Source organism: Paraburkholderia caffeinilytica (assembly GCF_051027425.1).
GTDB lineage: Bacteria > Pseudomonadota > Gammaproteobacteria > Burkholderiales > Burkholderiaceae > Paraburkholderia > Paraburkholderia caffeinilytica_A.
In genome coordinates this window covers 488,283-514,187 of the sequence record NZ_CP186553.1, presented here as the reverse complement: position 1 = coordinate 514,187, position 25,905 = coordinate 488,283, and the positions used below count along the sequence as shown (strand labels likewise).

Here is a 25,905-nt window from a genome sequence, read left to right as displayed (position 1 = left end):
TTATCTCGTGAGGCGTGGCCCCCCGCCGGTCACATTCTGGTCGATAGAGCTGGTAACGAGACTTGGTCGACAGCGCGCAACGCAAGCGATGCCATGCGGGAGCATCGACTATTGAGTGCAATCGTTGTGACCCAGTATTTTCATCTTCGGGGAGCAATGCTCGCGCTCAAACGCTATGGCGCGAGCGACGTCAGTGGTGCGTATCCCCGGTTCTGGGCAGCGAGGGATCTCTATTCCGTTGTGCGTGAGGTGCCAGCCTTATCTTGTATGCCATTCGCCCTCTTACCGGGAGTAAGCCAGGATGATAATAAACTGGCTTCGCTGGCGATTCTGTCGACCGGTATGCCGTTTACAGTTGAAACAAGGAGCGCTTATGCCGTGGTCATACCAGCAACCTTTCGTTTAACGGCGAATTTGCCGAACGCGGTTACTCAGAGTAGCTGCAGCAGGTAAAAACAATCCTGCCATGCAAGCGGTTCGGCCCCTCCGGTTCGCCTTGTGAAGATCGTCATGATCTTACAGTTTGGGCACTCTGATGCCGTCGGCACGCGAGCGTCCACTTTCTTCAGTTCCTAACCCGCGGTAAGCGAAGGCCGTTCATTTCATTCATTTGTGAATATCGGCGGTCTGAGCCTGATTTGGTCGTTTTGGCGACCCACGAGAATTCGATTCGATATCCTGAATAACTGGAGCAGGACGTGACGACGTTGCTGAGTGAGAGCTACCGGGTTCCCCGGCCAGAGCCCAGGAGCGACAAATTGACACTTGCGAAAGAAGGAAAAAACAAGGACGCTTGATCCGTGCTCAAGCCCCGGTACCTTTCGCTGACACCATCAGGCCGAAAACCGAGCTCCTTTACTACGGCGAAAAGGCAACACATTTTTAAGCCGGGAATTTTGATGCTTGTCGTGCTGTTTGCGGGCACCTAGTCTACTTCTCGCGGATGGAAATGTGTTTCGAAAGCGGAGACTCGATCGGCATAAACAACCTTGGCCTTTTGACACGGCCAATGCAGCAGTTCGATGAAATCGTGTCAACGATCAGCCGTGACCGCGGCGATGTCTCGCGGTTCACGTTCGTCATGATTGCGCTGGAGAAACACCCTATGTGGAGGTGAGTTATGCTGCAAACGTTCTTTTCTTCTGTTCACGTTGATAAAGAATCCACCAGAGCCCGACAGAATCCTGCCGGCTCGGAACCTGCCACGGGTTCACTGGTTGGAGTCGCGGACCTGAATCGGGCGATCGTCGAGATCCTGTTTCAGGGACTGGGTTCTCCCGCCGCGCCAGACATTTTCCTTGATTCGATGGATGGGCAACGATACGGGCTCACCACCGCCCGTATCGAGCGCTATGGCGACAGCGGTCTTCTGTGGCATGGCACGTCCGCTTTGTATCCCGGCGTGGAGGCCCTGCTCACCATTGTGCAGGACGGGGATCAGCGGGTCGCCGTAGCGGGGCGACTACTGCTACCTGACGGGACATGCATGCTGATTCGACCCGGTGACGATGGGCGCGTGCGCCTCTCGATGAAGCAGAACCCGCGCGCGGAAACCTTTGTCAAGGTTCGGCCCATTGTGCAGATCGACGAGTACCAGTCTGACAGCTCGATCAAGCCATCGGGCTTCACACTGGTTCAGGACAGCGAGGCCACTGCGGTCATCCACGTTTTACCTCTGTACCCACCCAGTACACTAAAGGTGCTTGACGGTAATCTGTCAGTCCTCAAGGCGATCATTGGCGACTGGCAGAATACAGTCAATCATATTATGGAGAACAGCGGCATCCCCGCCCGGGTTGAAATGCTGGATCCGGTTGGAGAATTGCCAGAGCCCAAATCCAATAAAGTCAGCGAACTTCTTCACGAAGCCGTAGACACGGGTGGTTTTTATCCTCTTGTCAATCGAGAACCCGGATCGTTATGGGACGTTATCCGGACCCATCGGGATAGCGCACAGGCCGATCTCGTGGTGCTGCTGGCTGCTGAAGGGACTCCTGTGGAAGGAGGGACTGCTGTTGGCGAAGCGGGGAGTATACCTTTACCCCCACGTATTGATAAGGCTGACGAGCTTGAACAATGCACATTGTGCTTCTGCGTGAAGTCGGAAAGTGGGCGGGACGTCGGTCATACTTTTGCCCACGAATTGGGGCATCTGTTAGGCGGTAGGCATGACTTTGAAACGGACGGGCTGATGCATCCTGATCCAACCACGGCCATGTTCGACTATGTCCGCGGCTATCAGGCCGCAGATCGCACCTTTACGACCACCATGGGCTATGCGCGCGAGGATGAAATAAGGATCATGTATTATTCAGCCGCGGATAGAACCTGGCTGAATCCCAGCACAGGCACCCGTGTACCCGTCGGCATCCCGGTTGGCAAACCCGGTGCGGCCGATGCGGCAACGTTTTTCAGGGCTAGTACCCAGACAGTGGCGCAGTATCGAGGTGGATCGCAGAGGCGTCGCTTCCGCACACTCACATTTGATGTCGCCCCCCCCTTGGGAGGTACGGTATTGCCGGCAACGTGGGGTCCCTACCCTGAGGGTTCAACGCAGACCATTCGGGCACTTCCGCGTGCTGGATACACATTTGATCGTTGGGAACTGGATGGCAGCCCAGCGGGCTCGACGCAACCACTAGCTGTCCGTGTGGGCAGCGACCACCGGGTGAAAGCTCTCTTTATTGAAGGCGCAACGCGCCCCCGCCTTACAACCACCATCGTTCCTGACAGCCTTTCTGCAACGTTCGACCGGAGCCTACCCGGTCCGGAATATCCTTCCGGGACAGATGTGCTAATCAGATGCATGGTTGCGCTTAAAGATCTCCAGGATTTGGTGTTTGACGGCTGGCGGATCAACGGCAACCCTCACTTGGTACAAGGCATGTCCTACGATTTTGCCGATGAGAAACGCTTTGGCCTGCAAGTCCGGGTGGAGCAGGATGTTAAGGCCGAAATCGTATTTAGCAAAAAATAAGGACTTGTTGCGATAAGCACAGCCTGTGCAGTTGTAGCGCCCAAACAGGTTTTGTCACAACAAAGACAAATAGGTATCGGACGCACAGGGGGGCGGTTCCCCGGTGCGCCTGATACCTACGTGACACGACTTGAAGTCGGTCTCAACGTCAATATCAGCGGTCGGATGGGCAGAAGCAACTTCATACTTCATCGGCGATGCAAAAATTGTCACACCAAAATCGCTCGGCTGGTCGAGAGCCCACCCTCACAACTTTCCGAGCAGTAGCGTAAAGACCGACAATTTATCTTGTCCGGTCCGAAAACCAGAGGCGCCTCGGATACGGACAACAAAGCATGCCAAGCCTCAAAATCAGTATCTGTTGGCTATGTAAACTACCGGCTCGGTTGCGGTGCCACGGCAGCGCTTATGATAGTTTTCGCAGTTATCTTGGCCTACAGCAGACCTCTATATTTCCCAACAAAATCATCCGCTTAGGTCGAGATTCGGCGGATTTTTTACGAATCCCGGCCAGACCTCCTGTTGGAGATGGCTATCCGTGTCACGATGAGACTCACGTCCGACGACGCTATTGATTTTTTCGCCAACTGAGCACCAGTACATCGATCATGCTCACTCTTGACGCCCCCTGTTCACAGGCGTGCGATCCCGTCAAGACTATCAGCGCGTTCGCTGCCATCGGTATCACGCAATGTCACGGGTTTTGGGACTTCTCAGATACCGTGACATTTCCTGATGGTCGCCATTGCCAGAACTAACTTAGTGCGCACAGGCATGGCTGTCAGCGGTGCTCCCAATCGTCCGGCCAAAGACTCCAAGATTCGCACCAAGAGTGCGTTGGCCGGGTACACAGGTCACCGATCGATTACTCTTTCAACGCTGTCGTAACGCCGCCAACGGCGGATGACCACCAATCAACGCCGTTTCCCGAGAAAGCCAAAAACGAACCTCCAAGGAATACAGCAAAGATCACGACCGAACGCGCTGGTCTGAAATTGTAGGTCAGACCAGCCAGCCTGACAACCATCGCGCTCCCGGTGTTCTGAGCCATACATTCCGCCCACTGGAAAATCGCCATAAGCACATTCGAGAACAAGACACCAACAATTGCAGCCGTCCCAACGATGTTCTCAAGCACTACGCGATGTCCGTACTCCGATAGGCCATTCCAAAAGTCGCTCGCCGGCATGTGAGCCGCCATCTGAACGACGCGTTCGTCCAATCGACCGTAACCAAAGTTGAGCAAACTCAAAACAGTGATCGCAACAGTCGGATTGATAAACAACTTGATCACATCCCCCCAATTTCCATCTTCAGTGCGGAGTCGCCAAAGAAATCCGGCGACAAGAGGCAGGACGGGTAAACTAGATAGAAATGCAGCTTTCGTAAGGAAGTCATAAATCCCGTCGACATGACGCACGTACAACCAGCACAAGACGATCGATACTACGGCCGCGAGGATGACAATCCCTCCGCCTCCCCCACCACCCCCTCCCGATCCGCCAGACCCTCCACTATTGTTAATCCGGGTGTTGTTTGTAACGCTAATCGTTCGATTACCATTCCCGACGACATTCCCATTTCCTACGATGTCAACATTCACATTTTTCATATGTTATCCTGAACAATATATCGATCCAATCACTCAAAACTCAATTACCACCTCGCCAACAACCTGGCAGCATTCACCTCTCGGCAAGACACCGAAAAATCTTACCGCTTCGTCGTAGGCATGCCGTGCCGCATGTTCAGCGACTATTTCAGACGCCCCATCTCTTCCGACCAGGTCGTGGCACGCGGTTCCGCTACGGCGATTACGCTCATCTCGATGCAAGGCAGCCATCGATATATCGTTTGACCATGATATTGTTTGCGATGAGACTACAATATCGGTTGTGCAGCGACTCATTGACCTCGATTTAGACGCCTTCGGAACCTGTATCTCGAAGGAGTTCTACTTCACGGCCACCAGCGCAGATCTATCGGACGCGACAATTTTCATGAGCTCCTCGCCCGGTCTCCTGCCTTTCGTCTCAAGCATTCCAACGGGTAGCTCGATTAGACCGCACCTCGCGGCAGGACGCGCTCGAGGATACTGTTCAGGCACACCTCCAACTCCAAAGGAATCCTAATCCAATGAGAAGCCTATGTTCCACCAAGACATCAGTATCCAAGTACAGATGCCAGGATTTAAGCCGTGTATGCCCGAGTATCTAGCACGTCGTACCGGACGTCGGAACCGACCATGCAATCGCCACTTCCCACGAAAAATCTGGATACCCGCCATCCGCTTCCGAACACGGCGTTGCGACTGCCAGGCGGCTGGCGAGGTTAGCAATCGCGTCGCTGTCAGTCCCTGCTCCAATGAACGTAGGTTGAGAACACCCACCGGGCTGGATCTCGTCAGTGGCTGCATCTGCCGGCAATAGGACCGTCTTCTCGTCGAGACCGCGAAGAAAACCATGCCAACAGCCGTTCGATGTGTCCGGCCTTATTCGACCAACGATGCCACCCGCGGCGCCGTGCGTCGTCGTCAACCAAACATACGGCCTCCCGAGTTCACGTGCGAGATCAGCCTGGAAATGACTTAACCGGTGGTTCGCCGCAGCGTCGATAATGATATCGACCTCCCCCGCCAACTGCTGGAGGATCGCATAATCAGAAACACGGCTGTCTCCCGGCGCCGAGGGAGACTCGATGCGGGGATTGCTGCCGCGCACTACCGTGTATGGATATTCATTTGACGATGTGCGACGCCAGCGCGGTCGTCTTCTTGAGCCCCGCGTACTGCCATCCCAACGCCCACCGCATCGTGCTTCGAACCTTCTTTATGGCCGCGCTGTCCGTGCGAGCCTTTCTGGTCATCCTCGTTCATTGTCGCTTTCCCTGATAGATCGTCCACAGCATATGTCGATGCCAATCGGTCGTCATTTACGACCGATTGAGTCCATTGTATCGACACGAATTAATAACGCAACTATTTTTTATGACCACGTATTTTAGACTACGACATAAATCCGATCATCGTCTACAATCCGGTGCGGAGGATACCCATATGAACCTGCCCCGCGACGCGCAGCGCGAGCGCTTGTACTATATCGAATTTCTGGCCCTATTTTCCGGGCAGGTGAGCAGAAAGGATTTGACTTCCCGATTCGGAATTAGTGAGCCCGCAGCGACCAAAGACCTCTCGCTCTACGCGGAACTGGCCCCTGCTGTGCTGAGATATGACCTGCGGAGGAAGTGCTACGTTTTTGATGGTGGAAAGCCATACTTCGAACACAACGTTGAGCAGGCACTGCGTGCATTAGCAGGAGACGGTGCAGTCGATTTCGATCTTTCGAGAACAAAGCGGATTCCGGCTTGGGTGAGCATCAGCATCAAGCGCGAGATTCCGCTGGAAATCGCTGCGACGCTGACTCGTGCCATCAACCAGCGACAGTCCGTTATAGCCGGGTACACCTCACTGACGACGGGATCGCACTCCCGAAAACTCTCACCCTTGGCGCTCGTGAATGATGGCCTGCGGTGGCATATGCGGTGTTTCGATCACGAAAAGGAAGAGTTCCGAGATTTCGGGCTCACGCGATTCACGAGTGTCGAGAAAAGTGATAGCTCTGACGTGGACTTGTCAAAAGATCCTGATTGGAATACCGAAATAGAGTTGCGTCTTACCTCTCACCCCAAGGCGCTCCATCCGGAAACGACACGCACCGACTACGACATGAAGGATGGCGTCAAGACGATCACGCTCCGCGCCTGCCTGGTAGGGTACTTTTTGCGTCATTGGCCTATCGACTATTCCGCAGATGCATCCGGCAACCCCCGCGCGCAACAGCTCTATCTTGCTAACCGGAGCGAAGTGCTTGACGCTGGCGCCCCGGAATGGGCGCTGCAGCCGTAGAGTATGCGCTTCTAGGGGGCTCGTAAAACGACAGTTCGCTGCGGGGCCCTGCGTAAGAGATCAGTGCCCCCTCTTGGCGAGCGAGCTTGGGTGGCAGTCGTGAGCCACTGTCAGCGATGCGGTACCGGTGTCCCCTGCGTAACTGACGAGTTGCGCCAGCTGACGGCAGGGGTTTGCAGCAGATACTTCTCCTTGGCACAGGTCGACGAGCGTGCGGTGGCGATCGACTTAATGCTGTGTTTCTCCTCCCGGTTGTGTTGATCGTGTTGGTCCACTGACGGGCCGCAGCACGCCTATTGCATTACGGTGCCCTGGATGTGATCGATGACTCCGCCCGCGCCGCCCCGCTCAGTCGCTTCAACGAAAGGCATCAGCGTAGCGCGCTGCGATACCGCTCGCCACGCAGGTTCCAACGCAGGACCAATTCACCAACCCTGGTGTGAGACGTGTCCGGCGTCACAGGGGCGATTTTCCCGCAACGCGCCTCAATCTCTTTACAACAGTCATCTCCCGGAGCCGAAAGCACCTGCCATCTGTCTCGCTCGCTTCACGTCATCGCTATGGAGATAGATCGACGTCGTCGAAATCGAGGCATGCCGCAGGTTATCACGCACTGTTGTGAGTTCTGCACCGTTCGCAAGCGCAAATGTCGCGTGTGTGTGGCGCATCCAGTGCGTGCTCGCCCGACGCAGCTTGTCGGCAAGCGACGGATGATCATCCGCGACGAGCTTCGCCGCCGCCCGGAAAAACCGACGCAGCACAGCCCAGAGCCGCACGCTACTAATCGCTCCGGCGATGTCCTCATCCAGATTACCGATTAGCGGCGTATCCATCTGCCAGCGCGCCGGCGTGACCGGCAGCCCTCTGGCGAGCAGATACCGTGAAAGCGCGTTCCAGGCCAGTGGTGGCAGTGCAACCTTCCCGCTCTTGCGGCCCTTGCCCTTAACACGAAGCCAATATTCCCCACAAGGATCGGTTTCGACGTCCCTCAGTTTCGCCCCGACCAGTTCGCTCGCGCGCAGTCCGGTTGCGAAGCCGACATCGAGCAGAAAGCGCAGTCGTTGCGCTGCCGGCTTGCTCCAGCCATAAGACCACTCGAGTCCGTCGGCTATAGTACGGACCAGTGCCCATTCGCCGTCCGAAAACGCGCGTGAGGCGTCGAGGTCGGCCGTTTTGCCTTCACCCCGCACCTTCACGCCCGCAAACGGATTCGCCAGCACATAGCGCTGCTCGATCAGCCAGCGAAACAGCGCGCCGATGATCGAAAGCGCGTGAGCGGCCGAGCGCGCAGAGAGCCCACCCGCGAAAGGTCGCCAGTCTGGCGAGGCGCGCGGCCGCAGGGGACCGACCCAACGCTCGGCGGGCGTCGGCCGGCGCAAAAAGCTCCGATACGCTACCGCGTCTTCCGTTGTCAGCGACGACAGCGCCCTTCCTCGCTCAACAATGGCCCACAGGATCAGGCGTTCCGCTTCCTTGCGATAGGTTCGCTGCGTCGCGGCCGATTCGTGGAGTGACAGCCAGGCCTGCACGGCCTCGTAGTCGTTGTCGGCAGACAGCACGCAGGTCGACCGGGGCGCGCGGAACGAACCGCTGGACCCATCGACTTCGTGCGGAAGGCGCAGATTCTCCCACGGCACAACGCTGCTGGTGCGGATAGTCGCGATGAGCGCGCGGGCGCGCTCGGTTAGCACCGAATGCGCTGCGAAGAAGGCTTCGATCTGCTTCGCGCTGATCGCGCCGAGCCCGGAAATCGCCCTCCACCACTGTCGGCGACGAGGTATGCGTACCGTCAGATCAGCCAGCGTCGCGATGCCCCGCGCCCGCAACGCGCGTGCGGCCCGCTCCGGAAACCACCGCTCGATCGGGTCGGAAATCTCGGGCTCCGGTGGCTTTCCGTATCTCAAAACCTCGATGGCCTGCGCGACTGCCTTCGCGTGCCGCGTACGCTCGGCAGCCGGGTGCTCCATCAGCGTAGCCAGATCCGTCCGCTTCGCCCGCCGCGCCACCAACAGAAGGGCCTGCCGGATCTGCCCCAGTATGCCACGCGCCGAACGGCCCTGCCCCAGCCGCCCCGGTAGATACCGGTTGACGGCGTCTCGCGTCGACATGCCGGCGTACCACGCCCTCAGGACGGCTATCTCGTCGGCATCGGGGAAACCTGTCGGCGCAGCTGCGTCCTGGAGAGCCGGTATCGTGAGGTGCGTTTTCATAATCCCGAGTTTAGTGCAAAAATACAGCTATTAAGATAAGAAGGGTTATCCTAATAGCCAGATAACAACGTGCTTCTGTAACCACGATCCCGCCCCCTTGAACTCCTCGCCGGACTCGTGAATGAGCCTTGTCGGGCAGTTGTCAGTAGCTGCGTGAGGACTGCGTTGCAACCCGAGCCGCCGTGTAGTCAGACCCAGGTTGCAATCCATCGCGAAAATCGTCAACAGGTACCGCCTAGTTGCTTTGCGGATCCGCAGATCGATATTAGTTAAATTAATAAAGTTTTCTCAGCAGGACATATCTTGTAGACTGAAAATCTCCCCGGCCACTTTGCTCCGATCTGAAAGCTTCTTTTTTATGCGGACTGGAGCCTGTGTTTCCGAGTCAGTCTGGGGACTAAAGGCAACCATATCGTCCAGCCTAGCGCCCGATCCACGTCGACACTGGCAGATCAGCGTCCACCTCGCGGCTTTCGCATGGCTCTCGCCGGGCTACATTGTTTCGGAGGCTCCATACAGTCCCGTTACCAACGGCCGCATGCTCCGATAGACTACGGGCGGCGGAACGCCCGGTTTTCCCCGCCGGGTTGCAGCGGTAGAACAACGAACTACACGACTTCACGTCGCACCTTTTGCGATCCACCGTACAGGAAGGTAGGCGGCTATGGGATACCGTTGGAGCTTGAGGAATACGAGCGACTGGCCGCTTGGATGAGCCTGTGCTGGGGCAAGGTGATGGTGAGCCTGAACGACCATCCAGACATGCGGCGTGTATTTGCCGCACATTCCATGCTGTCTGTCGATGTGCACTACGACATCGGCAGTCGCCATGGGCAAGCGCAGGGCGCATGTGAACTGGTGATCGCGAACTGGCTCATTGGTACAGCGACGGCGGGGCTGTTGTGAAGGGTAACGGGGTGGCCGGGCAACGATCCGTCGTCCCCACAACGACCTGCAAGTTTTCCACCAAGGTCTTGTATGCTTGCAGGTTACCCGGCCGTAAAGGGCGAGAAAAGATGCGAATACTGAAAAAAGGACTCGCGCCGATCAAGGTGCGAGTCCCAATGGGGTTCCAAGCCGTTACACACGGACGCGACTTTAAGGAGAGGGACCTCCGCGTGTGAAGTTGATTATGGTCAGCCCCTGTAGGCTGCGATATGGGAAAGGTCCCAGCTCAGGCTTCTGCGCTGTATATCACCTCAGTATCGGGGAATATGGCCGCCTGGATGGAAGCAGCCCCGGGCAAGCTGATGATCAGCCCGAACATGCGGCAGGTCTTTGCGGACCACGCGATGCTGCCAGTCGATGTCTACTACGATGTGGGCAAGCGCAACGGCCATGCGCAAAGTACACGCGAATGGGTAATTCGCCAACCAGGATATCGGCACAGGGACCCTGGGATTATTCCGAAATACCGTTGCGGACATCGGTGCCATTCGATGTAGATCATCCTGCAGGTATGCGCCGGGAGCTAGGATGCGCGCTCCTTATTGATCGACAGCGAGGATGCAATGGCCTGTGCCAGTTTTTCGAAAGCATTCGAGGGTAATATGAACGCGTTGGGCATGCCCATCCCTACCAGTCTGTTTGGTACGGCCCAGACTGCGACCGGTACGCTGACAGCAATTCTGGCGGGGTTCAGAACCTTGGGCCCAGGCACGACTGTAGCGGAGTTGATTGGTGCTACCACCGGTCTTGAAATGTTAGGCGTTGCGGATACATTCCTGGCCTCCGCTTACGCCGGGGTCGTGATAGGAAGCCTGATCCTGGCGAGCGAAACGTCAACGGTCGGCTCCTCGACGGCCGTGTCCGTTCAGTCCTCCGTACGCAACTGGTCCTTCAGTCATCGTGTTCAGATACCTGCGTCGATGCACGTGTTCCTTGCGCGCAACCCCGAGGTCATGGACGCCAATTCACCACGTCGGCCCAGCTTTGGCTTCCGCTACCGTACCCGAAGCGCTGCCCGCAAGGAGATCGCGTGAACTGGCTGCTCGACAGACTCGCTCTGCTTCTGGCTGCGGTGGCGTGTGGTGGCGCCGCATGGGCGATCATCCGATATTCGGGACAGTGGATTTTCCCGTCGATTACGATCATCGCGGTGGTTGCACTGTTCGCGGAGAATGCGCGATTGCGCGCACGTCTGCGGGCCTTGGGCAAAGACCCGAACGAACGACCTCGCCGACATCCTTTTAAGTGAAAGTCAACGAAAGCGTGCGTGCAGCGCGCTTTGCCTTGCCCGGCCTCGTTGTTCTAATTGTCGCGTTTACATGATCAATCTCGCAGAAGCCTTTGACAGCGTGCCACCGTATTGTGGGAGATCAACGAACATGGATAAATGGTCTAACCCACTACCCGTGCTCGCAGTAGTTGACGTTCCCGAGTTCTAGCCACGCTCGCGTATGCCTGCTTTTTGACCCGGAAGACGTGAGCGTCATCGAGCTCGTTGGGGAGCGCCTTCACGGCGCTCTTTTCATCTTCCTGCGACAGAATCGGCGGTCAACCAATATGTTTGGAAATGAAGTACGTCACAGCGACAAGTGCAGTCCCGAAACTGCACACGGAGGTGACCAGTCGCCACGTTTGCGCGTTAATCTCTTGATGGAATGTGGCCTTAACGTCCAGTAGATCGGCTTTTGTCGCAAGACTATTCAAACGGGTTTCGATCCTCGCGAGCTGATCGTGCCTCAATCCTCGCCACCACGAGCCCTGCAAGTCGGGCATCCATGTCGTTGTCACCTAGCGGGCCTCTAATGCGCTATCGGCAAATAGTCTACCATTGGCCAAGCCTAAGACCGTCTTGGCGCATCTCGATCTGCACTTGCTCCAGATCCTCTCCGATTCCGCGTACGCAGCGAGACGGTTCTGTCGTACAAACCACACAGATCGTGCTTTTTTAAACTTTTGTTTCCGACAAAGCGGCCGCACATTCTCAGCAAATCGATTTCGCTTTTACAGGCCGCACCGACGTTCGGCACCGCAACGACGACGCCCGCGATCAACCTGCTGCGTATCGAGGAGACGCTCTCGGCCGCGCATCTGAGACTCACGGGCGCGCATATCGAACATCTGCCCTCGCACGAAGTGCGTGCGTCGTTATGACCGCCAGCACACGCTCACGTACTACGATCCGCCATACTGGCAAGTCGAAGGGTACGGGGAGCCATTCGGAATCGAGGAATACGAGCGGCTGGCCGCGTGGATGGGCAAGGTGATGGTGAGCCTGAACGACCATCCGGACATGCAGCGTGTATTTGCCGCACATGCCATGCTGTCCGTCGATGTGCACTACGGACGACGTGGGCAGTCGCCACAGGCAGGCGCAGGGCGCACGTGAACTGGTGATTGCGAACTGGGCCATTGGTACAGCGACGGCGGGGCTGTTTTAGGAGCTCGACGATCTTTCCTGTGAGCGGGGACCGAACGACCCACTCGCGCACCTTAACGCCCGCTGCGCTGCCAAGGGTGCGGCCGCCGCAGGCGGCGCACGGTAATATCCAGCAGCCAGCACAGCAACCCGACGCCGACCATGCAGGCAGCAATCAGGCACATAATCCCAAGCGCTTCCACATCCTCATCGCCACTTAGCTGCTCGTTGTGAGTGATCTGCAGCACGAACAGGATGGCGTGATACAGAAAATCCGGCATATCGAAAGGGTGGGCCGCAATCCAGACGGCCAGATACCACCCGCCCACCACCGCTATGGCGAGATAACAGAGAATCCGTGCGATGAGCTTCATTGCACATCCACAGTGCCATAGGCTTTGAGATCCGTACCGGGCACCGTCAGTTCTGGCGGGCGCGAGCGGGTGTAGCGCGCGAGTGCATGGAAAAGGGAAGGATTGACAACCGTGATGCACCATGGCTGAGCCCCATCAGCCCCTTCGGATGCAAGCGGAATGCGCCACGCCTGACACCATGGATCATGGTGTCATCGCCTTCACGAGCGTTCCAGAGCATAAACCAGTTTGTATGGTCAGTGGTGCCGAGACCATGCGAGCCGATCCAGTCATAGAACCACCCCCCCCCCCGACTGCCGGTCGACCAGATAGTATCGGCCGGCCGGAAGGGGCCCTAGGTCGGGTTTGTCGGTCAGAGCGGGATTGTCCCGGCCGGCCTTCGTGCCGGAAAACGCCGCAACGCCACCAAAACCCGGACAAAAAAATGTCGACGTTTCCTGGTTGTTGAGTCGGAAGGTGCATTGAATGGGCATAAATTTCCTCCAATCGATCTGGAGCGCATTCTGGCATACCCGCACTTTGGTCCGACAAATCTAGATCACGTTTTCGTCAAATCGATTCCACTTTTACACAACGCCTTAAGCGACATCGAAGCCGTCAGCAAGCGCGCCAACCCCACCTCACGACCGTCCCTGCAAGCCCTGCCGCTCTCTGGAAACCGGAAAGCGCAACTTCTGCGTTTTCCCTCCGGTGAAAGCCCCATCTGACAACAGCCCAAAAATCCTCGTGCCTGCGAGCAGAATTTGCGGTTGTCGCAAATCCAGCAGGAAATAAGCACTCATTTTACACACAACATCCAACCTCAATCCGGCTATACCGCACAGTCCATCTGCCGCTCTAGTCAGCCTGTAACCGACGCTCGTGGAGCAGCCCTTCGATGGCCAGCAAACTCAACCAGGCAGTCCAACAAAATATGAAAAAAACTGATGTCAATCTCGAAACAACGGGAACTCTTCACACGGATACCGTCAATGCACTGTTGTCCTACATGGCCGACTGCCGCTTCGACGAGTCGCACTTTACGCCGATGCACCTGGCACTGGCTCTCGAATTCGCCTATCAACCTCAGCCGAGATTTTGGCGAGACTTCACCATCGCGCTTCTGGTCGAAGCCATGTCAAGGCATATGCCCAACTGGGCAACAACGGCCACCATGATGAACGGTCGCGCCGACAGACTTTTTCAGAAGCTTCAACATATCCTAGAAATTAACTCGTTCGACGAAGCGAACACGGAAATGCTGCTGGCTATCCCAGTGGAAAAACGTCCCGCGACCCCTTCCTCAGCGTTCGCCTGCATTTCCGCTGAACTCGCGAAACAGGAACTGTTGTCGCAACTCGATTTCGCACGACCGGATGGAGACCGCTGCGGCGAAAAGGCACTCGACGCTCTGCATTGTCTGGAGCAGGCGAGGCTCGGAATTGTAGTCGAGCGTACAGGCACCCTCGTCGCTAATGCCTATCGGGACGCCGTGATGAAACGTCATGCTCAGCGCAAGGCGACAGTTGTCTGATCACCGGCGCATCGCTCCAGCGAGGCAATTCTCGTGGATCGCCGCGATCTTCGAGAAGTCGCATGCGGGCTTGCAAGGCTCGCTGACCGGGAAGCGAGCCAGCCTCGACGTTTTTCGGTTTTCGGCGTGCAGCCAAGTCTGGTCAGTGGTCGATACGTCTGCTGTTGGCCTGCTTGCCCTTTTCGCCCGGCTGCGCGAGAGCAGGATGCGATTCCGGCATGCAGTGAACCGTGTGCTCCCGCTATGAACCGGGAGCGCGCGCGCTAACAACGCAACCGAAATCTCACTGTGCAACTTGCCAATTTCCTCTCACATGAAATCCACGGGCCGCCATGGTGGTTTAAGACGGCTATACCTCTATCAGAAGATGGAAATGAGCGCCGCGGCAGCATGCGATTGAGTCTCGCAATGTCGGATGCTCCTTCTGGGTCGGCACCTATGAGGCGGAGAATTGATGATGAATACCGGCGGAAATCTGGCGACGCTCAACAGCGTTCATTTGAGAATAATCAACGCGCTCGTCGTCTACCTAACAGAATGCGAGTTCGACGAGTCGCAACTGAACATAGGAAACGTGGCTTTGGCGATGGATTACGTCTATCAGGCGCATCCAAGGTTCTGGCGAGACTTCAGTCCAACGTTCGTTGCCGATGCAGTGGTGCGCGTGTTCCCGGACTGGAAATCCGCCGCAGGGAAAGCCTCCCGACGCCTCAAAAGGTTGCTGGTGGGCGTGAAAGAAGTCCTGGAACTCCATGCTTTCGACGAGGCTAACGCGGAGTTGATCGGCTCGCTGCCGGTATACGAGCGTCCCACAGACCGGACCTCAGCGTCTGAATGGATCTGTTCTGAATATCGTCGTAAAGGGCAGATGGCAGAGCTGGCACGCGCCCAAAGAGATGGCAAGCGCTGCGGTGACGGCGCATTGGATATCCTCGCATGCTTGGAAAATGCGAAGGCCGGAAAGCCGTTCGAGCGGATCGGCACCACAGTAGCTCGCTGGTACCGCGAGTCGGTGCTGAAGCAGGTTTCCGGAAGGCAGTAGTAGAGAACGACCATTACCTTGGCCGGCGTGTTCGCAGTGGTGGCGACCGAGAATCGTCAGCGCTGCGGCATCCCGCGAGGTCCTGAGTTGTTTCAGCCGACGAGGTCCTGCTCTTGCTCCCGGACACCTCGGGCTGGCCAAAGCCAACGCGAGCTCCCATCCCTGACATCAAGAGACATCACCCGCCTTGATCCATCTCAATTTCCCTTATTGGATGTCCCCCTCGTACCCCTGCATACGGTCAAGGCCATCTGAATGATGCTGTGGTCGAAATCTCCCGTGCCTGACGCAGTCTGCATATGCCTCTTTGCAGAGGCCAGCGACTCTAGTGCTTTCCTCCTCGATCCGCCTACGATATTCAACACTGATCGTAGCCCATTGGTACTTTTCAGTTGGTGTTCCAGATCGCTCAATGTCTTCGACCATGAGCTCAAAGCCTTCGGAATCGTCGAAATACTGCAAGTGCGCAAGGAGGTTCGCGACAGCGAGAGATGCATAGCTGCCGTGAATTTCTAGTCGCTGCTGCTCGAGTCCCTTGATGAAAACATACATCGACGAACGCTCGAAATCAGGAACAGGGCCATCGCGTTCCGGCCTACCGAATCCAGTGACAAACGATTCCTCAAACTCAACGCGTAGCATCGTCGTCAAGTATGGCGAAAGTGGATGGGAGATTGAAATGTCGAATTGCTGCTCACTCATCATCTCGCTCCAGACAGGAATGTAAAGCTGACAATAAATACCTTCGGTTTTCCTGCGGGAAGCCATTCTCCTATTTCTTTCCGACAAACGCAATTCGGAACTTTTAGAGGTTCGACCGGGATTCGTGAATATGCGAGAAGGCTAGCATATTCGCGAATGCCCGCTCGCTCCCCTTTTGAGCTTAGTTTGACGAATTTAATATTAAATAGTCGATCGTGAACAATTCGTCTTGCGTGCCGCCGACGTCACACCATGACATCGGCGGCAATGCCGAGACTGAACAAAGCAGTAAGAACAAAGGCATAAAAAAGCCGTAGCTTCCTGAGGATCATCCGCAGGTTGTAGCCTGCGCCGCACTGAGGTCACGGCCACCCCGGCACGCTGAGCGTGAGCACGTTTTTCCGAACTTCGGGCAACCGCTGGCGAAGCCTGGACCCGGATTGGAGCTTCGCCGGCAGTTTTCAACAGCAGAGATGTGAACCTACGTTGATGGAACCCACACGCCGCCGGTGCTCGGAACGTTGCCCTGGGTCCACCATTTCGCGCAATATTTCGCGCCCTGATACATCACGCAGTCTCCGGACGAGTAAGCCGCCGTCGCCGACCAGGCCGATGTTGGGCCCGAAACCTGCGCCCAAACCTGCGACTGTCCGGGCACGTTGCCCTGGGTCCACCATTGCGCTTCATACGTCGCCCCCTGCCAGGTGACAGTCTGACCGACCGTGTACACCTGGGTGGACGACCACACTGCCCCCGAAGCGGCCGTGCTGCCGCTCCCTACACTTCCGCTGCCGGTTGAACCACTGGTACTTCCCGTGCCACTACTGCCCGTCGAGCTGCCACCGCTCCCGGTACTACCGCTCGTGCCCGTACCGGCACCCGTGTAGCCAGGATTGGCAGTTACCCCGGCACCCCAGTGTCCGGTGAGTTTCCCAAAGATCGCGGCAAACGCGTAAGGCTGCTGCACGATGCCCGAACAGTTCGATGCCGTGTACGCCCCGTTGTTCGGGCACGACTGATCGCGGCCTACCGACCAGTTACCCATGAGGCCATATCCGTTGTTGACAGCGGCATTCAATACCGTTTGTAAGCGGCTCGCGCCGACCGTCGTAGGCGGTGACTGAGATAAACACCAAAGTAATGTCCATCATTCCAATTTGATGGGCACCACTTTGTCACAGTCTGAAGAGAAGAAGCCGGGTACCCGAGCGGGGCGCCCGAATTACGCCCGGGAGCTTCGTGATCGACTGGCGGCTGCGGCTTGCGAGCCTGGCGTTTCAGTCTCGAAACTGGCCCGCGAGAACGGCATCAATGCGAACATGCTGTTCACCTGGCGGCGGCGTTATCTGGCCGAGCAGCAAGCTCAGTCTGCAGGGCTCATTCCGGTTGTACTTGTAGACGACACGCGAGCGGAGGTCGGGGCATCATCTTCGGTTGAGCCACAAGCGCAGGACACGAGGCCTGCATTAGCTGCCGGCACGATCGAGATCCGGATCGGCCGTGCGGTGGTTAAGGTGGACGGTCTGGTCGATGCCGACATGTTGCGAATTGTGCTGGGTAGTCTGCGCTCATGATTTCCCTGCCGGCAGGCACGCGCATCTGGATCGCTGCGGGCGTGACCGATATGCGATGTGGGTTTCAGGGGCTGGCCGCGAAGGTGCAAACAGCGCTTGATGAGAATCCACTGGGCGGCAACGTCTACATCTTCCGGGGCCGCCGGGGTGACCTGGTGAAGATTCTTTGGGCAACGGAGGACGGAATCTGGCTTCTCGCGAAGCGCCTTGAACGAGGCCGTTTTATCTGGCCCCAAGCCGACGGTGGCAAGGTCCATCTGAGCTCTGCACAACTGTCGATGCTCCTCGAGGGCATCGACTGGAGACAGCCCCGTCGCACCGCCGCATTATCGATGTTGTAAACCGCGCGACAGACTCGTAAACTACGACGCATGTCGAACGGCGCCGATCTTCCTGACGATGTCGAACTCCTGAAGGCCTTGCTGGTCGAGGCCCGTAGTCTGCTTGCCGAGCGGGATGTCGAGATCGAGCAGCTCAAGGCCCAGATCGATAAGCTCAGGCGCATGCAGTTCGGTCGCAAGTCCGAGCAGTTGCAGCGGCAGATCGAGACGCTCGAGACTCAACTCGAGGATCTGGCCGCTGGGCGCGGCGTTGCGGATGTGCAGCGTGCGCAGGGCTGCGGCGCAAATGCATCCACCTCGACTGCGACGACGGACGCAGCGGCATCGAGGCAAGCGCTTCCCGCGCATTTGCCGCGCGAGGATCATGTACTTGAGCCCGAATCAAGTTGCCCGGACTGCGGTCAACCCATGCGGGTACTCGGCGAGGACGTGTCCGAACAACTCGCCCGGGTCGCAGCGGCGTTCAAGGTCATTCGCACGGTCCGGCGCAAACTGGTTTGCCCATGCTGCAGCACTATCACCCAGCCGCTGATGCCCGGCCTGCCGATCGAGCGGAGCATCGCCCATCCAAGCTTGCTGGCGGACATCCTCGTCTCGAAGTATGCAGACCACCAGCCGTTGTACCGGCAATCGGCGATCGCGGCGCGCGACGGCGTCATGCTCGATCGGGCCAGTATGGGCCGCTGGGTCGGCCAATGCGAGGCATTGTGCGCACCGCTAACAGAGGCGCTGCGCCGTTATACGGTGGCCGCCACCAAGCTGCACGCGGATGACACGCCGATCCCGGTGCTCTCACCGGGCAACAGGAAGACCCGGACCGGGCGGCTGTGGGTCTACGTGCGCGACGATCATCGCTCTGGTTCGACGCAACCGGCTTCGGTCTGGTTCGCATACTCGCCGAACAGACAGGGCATCCACCCTCAAACCCATCTCGCCAGCTTCAAGGGGATCCTGCAAGCAGACGCTTACGCAGGCTTCGACGAGCTGTTCCGCGACGGCTCGATACGCGAGGCGGCATGCCATGCCCACGCCAGGAGAAAGTTCTACGACATCCATGTGCGAACGCCGTCCGACACGACGCAAAAGGCGCTCGAATATATAGGCGGTCTCTATGACATCGAGGCATCCATTCGCGGCAAGCCTGCGGCCGAACGGCTGCGAATACGCCAGGAGAAAGCCAGACCCCTGCTTCAAATCTACGAAGCGTGGCTCAGGGCAAAGCTCGAAACGTTGTCTTCGAAGTCCGATACAGCCAAGGCGATCAACTACTCGCTGAACCAGTGGAGCGCACTGACACTGTATTGCGAAGACGGTACGCTCGAGATCGACAACAACATCGCGGAGAACGCGCTGCGTTGCGTGAGCCTGGGCCGGAAGAATTTCCTGTTCGCCGGTTCCGACAGCGGCGGTGAACGGGCAGCCGCAATGTACGCGCTGATCGGCACTTGCGCACTGAACGGCATCGATCCGCGCGCCTATCTGGACTACGTGCTAACGCACATCGCTGATCACAAGATCAATCGCATCGACGAGCTTCTACCGTGGCGCGTGGCCGACAAGCTGCACACACCTGGCAGCCCGCCGACTTCCCCTACCTGACCGGGCAACTCCGAATCACCATCATCCCTTACGTGCACGCGCGTGGACGAATGGCCTAGGTGAGCCGCTTACTACCGTTTGCGCGTTGGCGAGCGTGAAGGTCTCCCCCTGCGTGTCATTCATGCCAATCATCGGCGTGACGCCGACCAGTTGCCATAACTGCGCATCGGTCTTCGTCTGGCCAGCTGAAGCGTAAGCTGTCTCAAGCTGGGAATACACGGCTTGGGCCGCGCTGATCGCAGCCGCGCCCATATCGATGCCGGTCGGTCCATAATCCATCGCCATGACATTGACGGTATCAATCGTGACCTTGTTCGTGAGCGCCGCATCTATGACATTGATGCCGTCCTGCGTCAGTCCTGTTGGCAGAACCGGCAAGGTCAGCGTGACGTGCAACGTCTTGCCTTGCGCAGCGAAGGCCGACTGCAACTGGGCAACCGCCTGGAAATTGCGCGCGATGGCCGCTGAATTCGCCTGGGCCGCGCCTTCGATATCGAAATCGATATGCGTGAGCGCATAGGCATTGATCACGGTCTGGTACGCCGACGCCAGTGTGGCGACACTTGTGCAGGACTGCATCAGCGGCGTGCCGTTCTCTCCCCCGAACGAGACGGAAACCTCGCCGCCCTTTGCGCGGTAGCTGGCGATCGAGGTCGAGATTGAGGTCAACAGGTCACCCGTTACGCCCGCACCGATATTCTGCACGCCACCCCATGATGGTACGCACTGGCCGCCGGCCACAACGAAAGCAAGCGTGAACTGCTGGATGCCCTGCTGGACACCAATCTGGTCAATGACCGGCGTGGGCCAGGCAGTCATGTCGATGTATGGCGCATACACGCCTGTAGCGTACGAAGTCCCGGCCGATGCGACAAGGCATGCGGCCGTGACTGTACGGGCGAATCTCGATAAGAGCCGTTTCTTGTTCATGCTGTCTCCGACGTCATGTGAACTGGATCGTGCCCGGTTCCTCGACGGTGCGTGAAACCGGACGGGGACATTATTCGCACTTTGCGTAAGTTTTTGTATTTATATTAGGAATACACAGGATATTGTCGCGTCTGCGCTGTATGAAATAATTCGATACACCTTGCGCAATCTAGGCGTGGTAGACAGCGATCACAGATCAACAAGCAGGTCCGCACGTTCCAGTCAGGCCATACGTTGCCGCCAGATCTCTGGGGGGCACTCGCGCGAAAGACGAGATGGGCAGCAGGCTGCGAGCGCCCCTGCAAACATCACGTCGACGGTGAGTCCGCACAGGCCACTACCTTTCTCGCCCGGACTCGGGCGCCACCGGCAGCATGCACACAGCCGTTCTTGCCAGGCCACTGGCCGCGACGCCGACAGGACGAGCCTGACCGTGTCCGGATACGCCGGGTTGACCAGCGCGTTAAACCCGGCCCGGGCCACCACCGACGGCACCACCACCAGTATCCCGGTGCGCGCCTCGTCCAGCCAGTGATCGCCAAAGCGCCGCGCGATTTGCGTCGCCCACACATCCCAGCCTGCGGGCGACGCGGTGTCATGCTGCTCGATTGCCACGTCGTCGGGAATGGTCGCCTCGGCTCACACATGGGTTTTCGGGACTTTGCCGATGCGCACGTGCACCAGCCTCTCGACGCATCGCGCCAGCGAACTTCAGCGCGCCATAGATCACCGGCCGCCCCAGGCCGTTGAGGCGGCCGCCATGCAGTAGCACGTCGGTGCCGCTCCAGACCGGATGCCGCCGGTCCGCATCACACCGGCAGCCCATAGAGCGGTTTCCACAGCAACTCTTCGACGCCGCGCGCGGCCCTCGAATTCGGCGTGCGGCGTCACGAGGAACGTACGTGCTTTAGTGAAACGCCCATCCGGGCTTTTGGCGCGTCGAGTCAATTCACTCGTTTGGCGCCGACCATGAACCTTGCGAACGACCTATAGGCATCTCTCTACTTCCATGCAGGCAGTCAACCGACCGACACGCTGTTCGCGATCGTTTCGATTCAGCGCGAGATAAAAAACACATCCTGATGATTGTCCCATCCGCCAGAACGATACTCAAGAATGATCAAGCCATTCTCGTCGCAAACATTATTCACCCAGTTATGGGGGATTAGGGATATCCCATAGCTGTCGCCGATGTAGTCGATCGTCTTGGCCTCAAGCGAATGGTCAGCCATGTAGTTGACGAAACCGAACTGACCGGCGTCGTAGCTATCTAGCAAATAGGTACGCGCGGCGTCTCCGACCTGGTAGCAATCCACCGTTTCCAGAATCTCGCGTGAACGTGCACCGTGCGTCGTGACTACGGCAATCCCGCCGGGCTTTAGCTTTTTGAAAAAGTGCTTAATCACTGTCCGCGCATTCCGTCCAGACAGGTGAGTAATCAGCGATCCAAGCGCGGCAGCGTCAAAAAACGTTTCAGGAACGTTCTGGAATTCGTAGACGGGATCGACGATGTAGTAACCGTTGACGCCAAATGTTTCTACACAGAAATCAACGGCTGGCACCATGATGTCAGCCACGTGTATCCGTTTGGGGTCGAAGCGGGAGGCGAGATGGCGTGTCACCCGGCCATAGCCACATGGCAGTTCGAGGATGGTTGGCGAATCGATTTGTGCCAATTCGACCGCGTGGGAAACGCAGTCTGCCATCTGAGTGCCGACCGACGTGTAATGTTCGTTGGAGCCATGAAACATGTCGTCGTCTGGGTGGATCGGTGCTGACTGCATGGTACCTCTTGTCAATCGTAGATAGTCGGTCCTTCAAAATTCGTTCTGCAATCCAGAAGAGACAAAGGAATGGTATTGAGGCAGGAATCCAGAGTGGAGCGTGGCGCACGGCCCTCGAGTGCGGCGTGGCGAGGAACGTGCGTGCATCGGAGGCGCCATCCCAGACGAATGCTGCGGTGGCATCGATGCGAACTAGGCGCTCGGCCTTCTCGGATTCATCCGGCGTCAGGCGATGGCGGCGCTTGTAGGTCGCTTCCGGATGATCTGTGCGAGCAGCACGCGGTTCCTCTGCGCGACGTGCCCGCCACCTTCGCGGAGGAAGATCGTGAAAGGCAGACTACCGCCTGCGTTCGTGAGACACCCCGCTCAACCCATCATTGATGATGGCAAGCATTTTCCCGAACTTTGCCACACCCAACTCCATGCCTAGCAGATTCCCTGTGGCGGCAGAGGTCAGTCAATCCGCCGCCACGGTCCCGTTCGCTTGCCGGACAGCACGCCATTCCTGAGCCTTGTGCGCCAACGTACGGCACGGACCACCAAATCGCTCCCCGGCGGGAGAGTCGGGACGACGAAAGCCTGTCGTTAGCGGCTAGCTGATACCGTACAGCCGGAACTGCCCCCTAACGACCTTCCCCGCGATCGCGCCAGTTTCGCGATCACCAAAGAACAGGCGGATGCGGTTATACGGTTTATTGCCCGCTGAACTGGCCACACAGCCCCCTTCGCTTCGCGCGTTGTCGCCATTGTTCAGTGCGGCGACGGTATCCATCATGAAATGGTGGCCCGTGTCCGTCTGCGCCGGTTCAAACATGTAAATTCGCCCGGAAACGGCCGTGGTGGACATGCTGCTCTGCCCGCCCTGCAGGGTGATGGCGTGTGCATTCTTTGCGTCTTGGATTGAGTTTGGAACATCGTTGCTGCCTGTCTGATATATCCCGAGTGCGTAATCAGAAGTCTGCCAAGTCTTTCCGCCGTCAGGGGAAATCTGCATCATGAAATACTGCCCGTCTTTATTGTCTGTGCGTACCGTGCTGAAGTCCAGTTCATAGTTCAGGTAGCCAGGTGCGAGTTCGATTTCCACGGTTTCCCCTTTATCTTTGCTGGCATCGAAGGCTTTCAGCAGATATCTGCCGGTCACATGCTGGCCACCCCGAAGCAGGACATGCCAAGTCTTGTCATTGCCAGCTATATCGGCGTCCAGCAATACCGACTCGCCGGTCTCTAGCGTAGCCGGGGTCCAGCCCAGGGTGTCGGTTGCAGCCCCCTTCACTGTCACGGTTTCCGTGCCAAGATTGCGCAGCAGGAGCACATTGCTTGGGTGGGTATTCTTGATTTCTGGCAGCGTTACAGTAATGGGGGAGGTGGCTTTGACGTTAATCCGCTTGCCAATGTAATCCGAGGAGAGTTCCGTCGTGCGTTGAATCTCTATGGAGCTGAGGATGTCATTGGTTGCGAGGACGCCAAGGGTATCCTCCAATGCCTTGAAACCCTTGGCAACTTTGGCAAAGGTGTTGCCGTCGGCTAGATATTCAGCCGCAGTACTGGCCGTGAAATCTGGAAGAGTGTTCATGCTGGTTCCTTGACAAGTGGTCAGGATATCACCGCCGAGGCAGTGACGATCGTTGCAGGGGCGGGGGGCACGATACCCGCGCCATGTACGCGGGGCCGGCCCCTGTCGCAATCCCCGCATCGTGATGTGCGTAGCAGAACTGCGGCTAACGTCGTTGCCGCGCGATTGTCGCGGCCGTTGTCATTCCCGTCCTGCCGCAACAGGTATGCCCTCCTGATTATTTAAGGAGGGCGGCAAAAAGACAAGTGTATGGCTGCTATGCGTTGCCTGCCGCATCGTTAGCCAAGGGATCCGGGGGTACCGGCAATTCAGATGCGCCATGCCCAAATCCTTCTTGAGTGCATATGCAGAGGAGGCAAAACGCGAACATAATTTTCTATATCGTGACAGGCATGTGATATCGAAACAATCAGAGTGGTCTTGCTTCGCCCCAAAATATTGAAATCACGGCAGATCCCACTCTACCGGGTAGTCTTGTATGGAGGCAGCCCACCTTGACCTTCACCGACGCATCGGCCCCATAGCCATTTCGCACCATGTGATATTGCCCATCGTTCTCATCCACCGAGATCGGATAACCGGTCGCTACCCCGCTGACAGCATCAGCCTTCGCCAAATGATTTGTGCTCGATGCGCCCCGCTCCTTCGCACAACTGCCTCACAATTGACCTTTGAGTGGCAAAATAGCTCAGTCGACAGGATCCGTCGCCCACTCCATCACATCCCGAAAAATGGAATATTCTCACCCTGCAATCTGAAAACTCAGCAACCTGCAATCTTTTGTGCTCCGCCGCACGATGTAGCGATAATAGAAACATCAATGGCAGATCTTCAAGATAAAGAAATCACTTACCAGATTATGATCAGGCAGGCGAATTTTTGATCCTGCCCTGATAGTTTTCGCGGTCATCCGGCATGCCTCCGTGAAGAACGACAATTCCTGATTTGACCATACCCCCGTTTGACGAATCCCATAGCTAGGGAAAGTCTAATGTGGACGCCTCCCTGATTGCAAACAGTTCTACGATATTGACTGTAGATTTAGGCAGCACGCTTATGCCCGGCCCGTTTGCGCAGGTCAGTATCTGCCTGCGGGCCCTAATGGAATTCGCTGGCGAGGTCCTCACTGCACATCGAACGCAATGGTTCATCTTCCCTATCGGGTTTTCCTCGCCCCCGGTCCAACCTGCTAGCCATCATGCAGCACTTGCCTGCGCTCGTTGAGGATGTTGTGAATCGTTGCGTCCAAGCGGTAGCTGGCGAAGCCTGATATTTCTCTGGTCGCGCTAGCACCGCCCAGATAGTTCTTGCCAGCTTGTTGGAGACAGCGGCAACCGCTACGTTAAATGGCCTACGCTTGAGCAAACTGTCAACCCAATCAGATCGTTTGCCTTGGATAATCACCGAGCGGGCACCGTGCATCAGTAGCGTACATAATAAGTGCCCCCCGCTTGCTCAGACCCATCTGTCGGATCCATCCGCCGGTGCCAGACTGTCGTGGTACAAGCCCCAGCCATACAGCGAACTCACGACCCGATTTGAACGGGCGAACATCGCCTATAGGTGCGACGGTCGCAGTTGCAGTCAGAAGTCCAACACCGGGGATATCAGCAATACTCTGACAGTCTGGGTTGTGACGGAATAGATTGTAAAGGCGTTGCTCCAAAACGGCCATTTCTCAATCCGTATCCTAGGCACGAGCCCATTGTTCTCTCAGACTGTCGATGAGCATGGCAGGCAGACGTTCAGCAGCGCGTGCAAGCGCGGCGGGAAATGCTAGACAGCGCCAAGCAGCATGGCCGGACAGCTGGCCGGGCCGCACAAGCGCTGCTCCGCCCACAAGCGAGATCAGTTGTAGATCGACTGCGCGCTCACATTCAGCCTTGCTGGTGGTCTTGGGAGCACTCAATTCGTTGCCCTGCAGCAGGAGTCCCGCCGCCCGCGTGCGGATGTCTCGATGTCGATGATTCACGGACATTTGCTGCAGGGTAAGTGCCACATTGAGGCCGGTCTTGCCA

The 25,905-nt window shown here is 57.3% G+C and carries 21 protein-coding genes and 3 pseudogenes; 13 read left to right on the top strand and 11 right to left on the bottom strand.

The annotated features are described in order from the left end of the window. The first annotated feature begins 33 nt into the window (after positions 1-33). A complete protein-coding gene (locus ACOSV0_RS22865) occupies positions 34-453 on the top strand; it encodes a hypothetical protein (RefSeq protein WP_434116073.1) in 420 nt (139 codons plus the stop codon). Positions 454-1,120: 667 nt separating this feature from the next. Continuing rightward, positions 1,121-2,977 (top strand): InlB B-repeat-containing protein, encoded by a 1,857-nt coding sequence (locus ACOSV0_RS22860; RefSeq protein WP_434113858.1) that lies wholly within the window; start codon positions 1,121-1,123, stop codon positions 2,975-2,977. Between the two features lie 865 nt (positions 2,978-3,842). Here the strand turns inward: ACOSV0_RS22860 and ACOSV0_RS22855 are convergent. Continuing rightward, the gene (locus ACOSV0_RS22855) at positions 3,843-4,589 is read right to left on the bottom strand and encodes a hypothetical protein (protein WP_434113855.1); all 747 of its coding nucleotides are present in this window, start codon (positions 4,587-4,589) and stop codon (positions 3,843-3,845) included. Between the two features lie 1,443 nt (positions 4,590-6,032). On the opposite strand from ACOSV0_RS22855, the gene ACOSV0_RS22850 reads away from it, so the two are divergent. After that, the gene (locus ACOSV0_RS22850) at positions 6,033-6,881 is read left to right on the top strand and encodes a WYL domain-containing protein (RefSeq protein ID WP_434113852.1); all 849 of its coding nucleotides are present in this window, start codon (positions 6,033-6,035) and stop codon (positions 6,879-6,881) included. 503 nt (positions 6,882-7,384) lie between these two features. On the opposite strand, the gene ACOSV0_RS22845 is transcribed toward ACOSV0_RS22850, so the two are convergent. Beyond that, complete coding sequence (locus ACOSV0_RS22845; protein ID WP_434113849.1) at positions 7,385-9,091, bottom strand: phage integrase family protein; 1,707 nt, start codon at positions 9,089-9,091, stop codon at positions 7,385-7,387. Positions 9,092-9,766: 675 nt separating this feature from the next. On the opposite strand from ACOSV0_RS22845, the gene ACOSV0_RS22840 reads away from it, so the two are divergent. The 5 genes from ACOSV0_RS22840 to ACOSV0_RS22820 all read left to right on the top strand — a co-directional run bounded on the left by ACOSV0_RS22840 (position 9,767) and on the right by ACOSV0_RS22820 (position 12,425). Then, positions 9,767-9,997 carry an adenine modification methytransferase gene (locus ACOSV0_RS22840; RefSeq protein ID WP_434113846.1) on the top strand — a complete coding sequence of 77 codons (231 nt, stop codon included), beginning with the start codon at positions 9,767-9,769 and terminating at the stop codon, positions 9,995-9,997. Positions 9,998-10,581: 584 nt separating this feature from the next. After that, positions 10,582-11,073 (top strand): hypothetical protein, encoded by a 492-nt coding sequence (locus ACOSV0_RS22835; protein ID WP_434113843.1) that lies wholly within the window; start codon positions 10,582-10,584, stop codon positions 11,071-11,073. After that, positions 11,070-11,288, top strand: a complete 219-nt coding sequence (locus ACOSV0_RS22830; protein WP_434113840.1) for a hypothetical protein — start codon at positions 11,070-11,072, stop codon at positions 11,286-11,288. The genes ACOSV0_RS22835 and ACOSV0_RS22830 overlap by 4 nt, the downstream gene beginning before the upstream one ends. A 704-nt stretch (positions 11,289-11,992) precedes the next feature. Beyond that, entirely contained in the window at positions 11,993-12,190 is a 198-nt protein-coding gene (locus ACOSV0_RS22825; RefSeq protein ID WP_434113839.1) for a hypothetical protein, read from the top strand. Then, entirely contained in the window at positions 12,177-12,425 is a 249-nt protein-coding gene (locus ACOSV0_RS22820) for a hypothetical protein (RefSeq protein ID WP_434113836.1), read from the top strand. Before ACOSV0_RS22825 ends, ACOSV0_RS22820 begins: the two co-directional genes overlap by 14 nt. A 104-nt stretch (positions 12,426-12,529) precedes the next feature. Here ACOSV0_RS22820 and ACOSV0_RS22815 read toward each other — a convergent pair whose 3' ends face one another. Both ACOSV0_RS22815 and ACOSV0_RS22810 read right to left on the bottom strand, forming a co-directional pair. Continuing rightward, positions 12,530-12,829 (bottom strand): hypothetical protein, encoded by a 300-nt coding sequence (locus ACOSV0_RS22815; RefSeq protein ID WP_434113834.1) that lies wholly within the window; start codon positions 12,827-12,829, stop codon positions 12,530-12,532. A 269-nt stretch (positions 12,830-13,098) separates the two neighbouring features. Further along, complete coding sequence (locus tag ACOSV0_RS22810) at positions 13,099-13,302, bottom strand: tlde1 domain-containing protein (RefSeq protein WP_434113833.1); 204 nt, start codon at positions 13,300-13,302, stop codon at positions 13,099-13,101. A 404-nt stretch (positions 13,303-13,706) separates the two neighbouring features. Between ACOSV0_RS22810 and ACOSV0_RS22805 the strand changes: the two genes are divergently transcribed. Continuing rightward, positions 13,707-14,342, top strand: a complete 636-nt coding sequence (locus tag ACOSV0_RS22805) for a hypothetical protein (protein WP_434113831.1) — start codon at positions 13,707-13,709, stop codon at positions 14,340-14,342. A 454-nt stretch (positions 14,343-14,796) separates the two neighbouring features. Then, positions 14,797-15,384, top strand: coding sequence for a hypothetical protein (locus tag ACOSV0_RS22800; RefSeq protein WP_434113828.1), 588 nt, complete (start codon positions 14,797-14,799; stop codon positions 15,382-15,384). 207 nt (positions 15,385-15,591) lie between these two features. Here ACOSV0_RS22800 and ACOSV0_RS22795 read toward each other — a convergent pair whose 3' ends face one another. Together ACOSV0_RS22795 and ACOSV0_RS22790 are read right to left on the bottom strand one after the other, a co-directional pair. Further along, positions 15,592-16,152: a hypothetical protein gene (locus tag ACOSV0_RS22795; RefSeq protein ID WP_434113826.1), complete on the bottom strand. Its 561-nt coding sequence runs from the start codon at positions 16,150-16,152 to the stop codon at positions 15,592-15,594. Between the two features lie 415 nt (positions 16,153-16,567). Further along, positions 16,568-17,194 (bottom strand): annotated as a pseudogene (locus ACOSV0_RS22790) (carbohydrate-binding protein); the annotation flags it as partial. Between the two features lie 52 nt (positions 17,195-17,246). Here ACOSV0_RS22790 and tnpA point away from each other — a divergent pair. The 3 genes from tnpA to tnpC are packed head-to-tail and all read left to right on the top strand — an operon-like array spanning position 17,247 to position 19,600. Further along, positions 17,247-17,660 carry an IS66-like element accessory protein TnpA gene (gene tnpA / locus ACOSV0_RS22785; RefSeq protein WP_434107977.1) on the top strand — a complete coding sequence of 138 codons (414 nt, stop codon included), beginning with the start codon at positions 17,247-17,249 and terminating at the stop codon, positions 17,658-17,660. Beyond that, entirely contained in the window at positions 17,657-18,001 is a 345-nt protein-coding gene (tnpB, locus tag ACOSV0_RS22780) for an IS66 family insertion sequence element accessory protein TnpB (RefSeq protein WP_434107978.1), read from the top strand. Before tnpA ends, tnpB begins: the two co-directional genes overlap by 4 nt. 30 nt (positions 18,002-18,031) lie before the next feature. Then, positions 18,032-19,600 carry an IS66 family transposase gene (tnpC, locus tag ACOSV0_RS22775; protein WP_434107979.1) on the top strand — a complete coding sequence of 523 codons (1,569 nt, stop codon included), beginning with the start codon at positions 18,032-18,034 and terminating at the stop codon, positions 19,598-19,600. A gap of 72 nt (positions 19,601-19,672) precedes the next feature. On the opposite strand, the pseudogene ACOSV0_RS22770 reads toward tnpC, so the two are convergent. The 5 genes and pseudogenes from ACOSV0_RS22770 to ACOSV0_RS22750 form a co-directional block, all read right to left on the bottom strand. Next, positions 19,673-20,530, bottom strand: a pseudogene (locus tag ACOSV0_RS22770) (chitinase); the annotation flags it as partial. A gap of 222 nt (positions 20,531-20,752) precedes the next feature. Continuing rightward, positions 20,753-21,145 carry a hypothetical protein gene (locus ACOSV0_RS22765; protein WP_434113824.1) on the bottom strand — a complete coding sequence of 131 codons (393 nt, stop codon included), beginning with the start codon at positions 21,143-21,145 and terminating at the stop codon, positions 20,753-20,755. Between the two features lie 440 nt (positions 21,146-21,585). After that, the gene (locus ACOSV0_RS22760; protein ID WP_434113821.1) at positions 21,586-22,314 is read right to left on the bottom strand and encodes a class I SAM-dependent methyltransferase; all 729 of its coding nucleotides are present in this window, start codon (positions 22,312-22,314) and stop codon (positions 21,586-21,588) included. Positions 22,315-22,906: 592 nt separating this feature from the next. Continuing rightward, entirely contained in the window at positions 22,907-23,887 is a 981-nt protein-coding gene (locus ACOSV0_RS22755) for a hypothetical protein (protein ID WP_434113818.1), read from the bottom strand. A gap of 1,248 nt (positions 23,888-25,135) precedes the next feature. Further along, a pseudogene (locus ACOSV0_RS22750) lies at positions 25,136-25,664 on the bottom strand (transposase); the annotation flags it as partial. Positions 25,665-25,905: the final 241 nt, after the last annotated feature.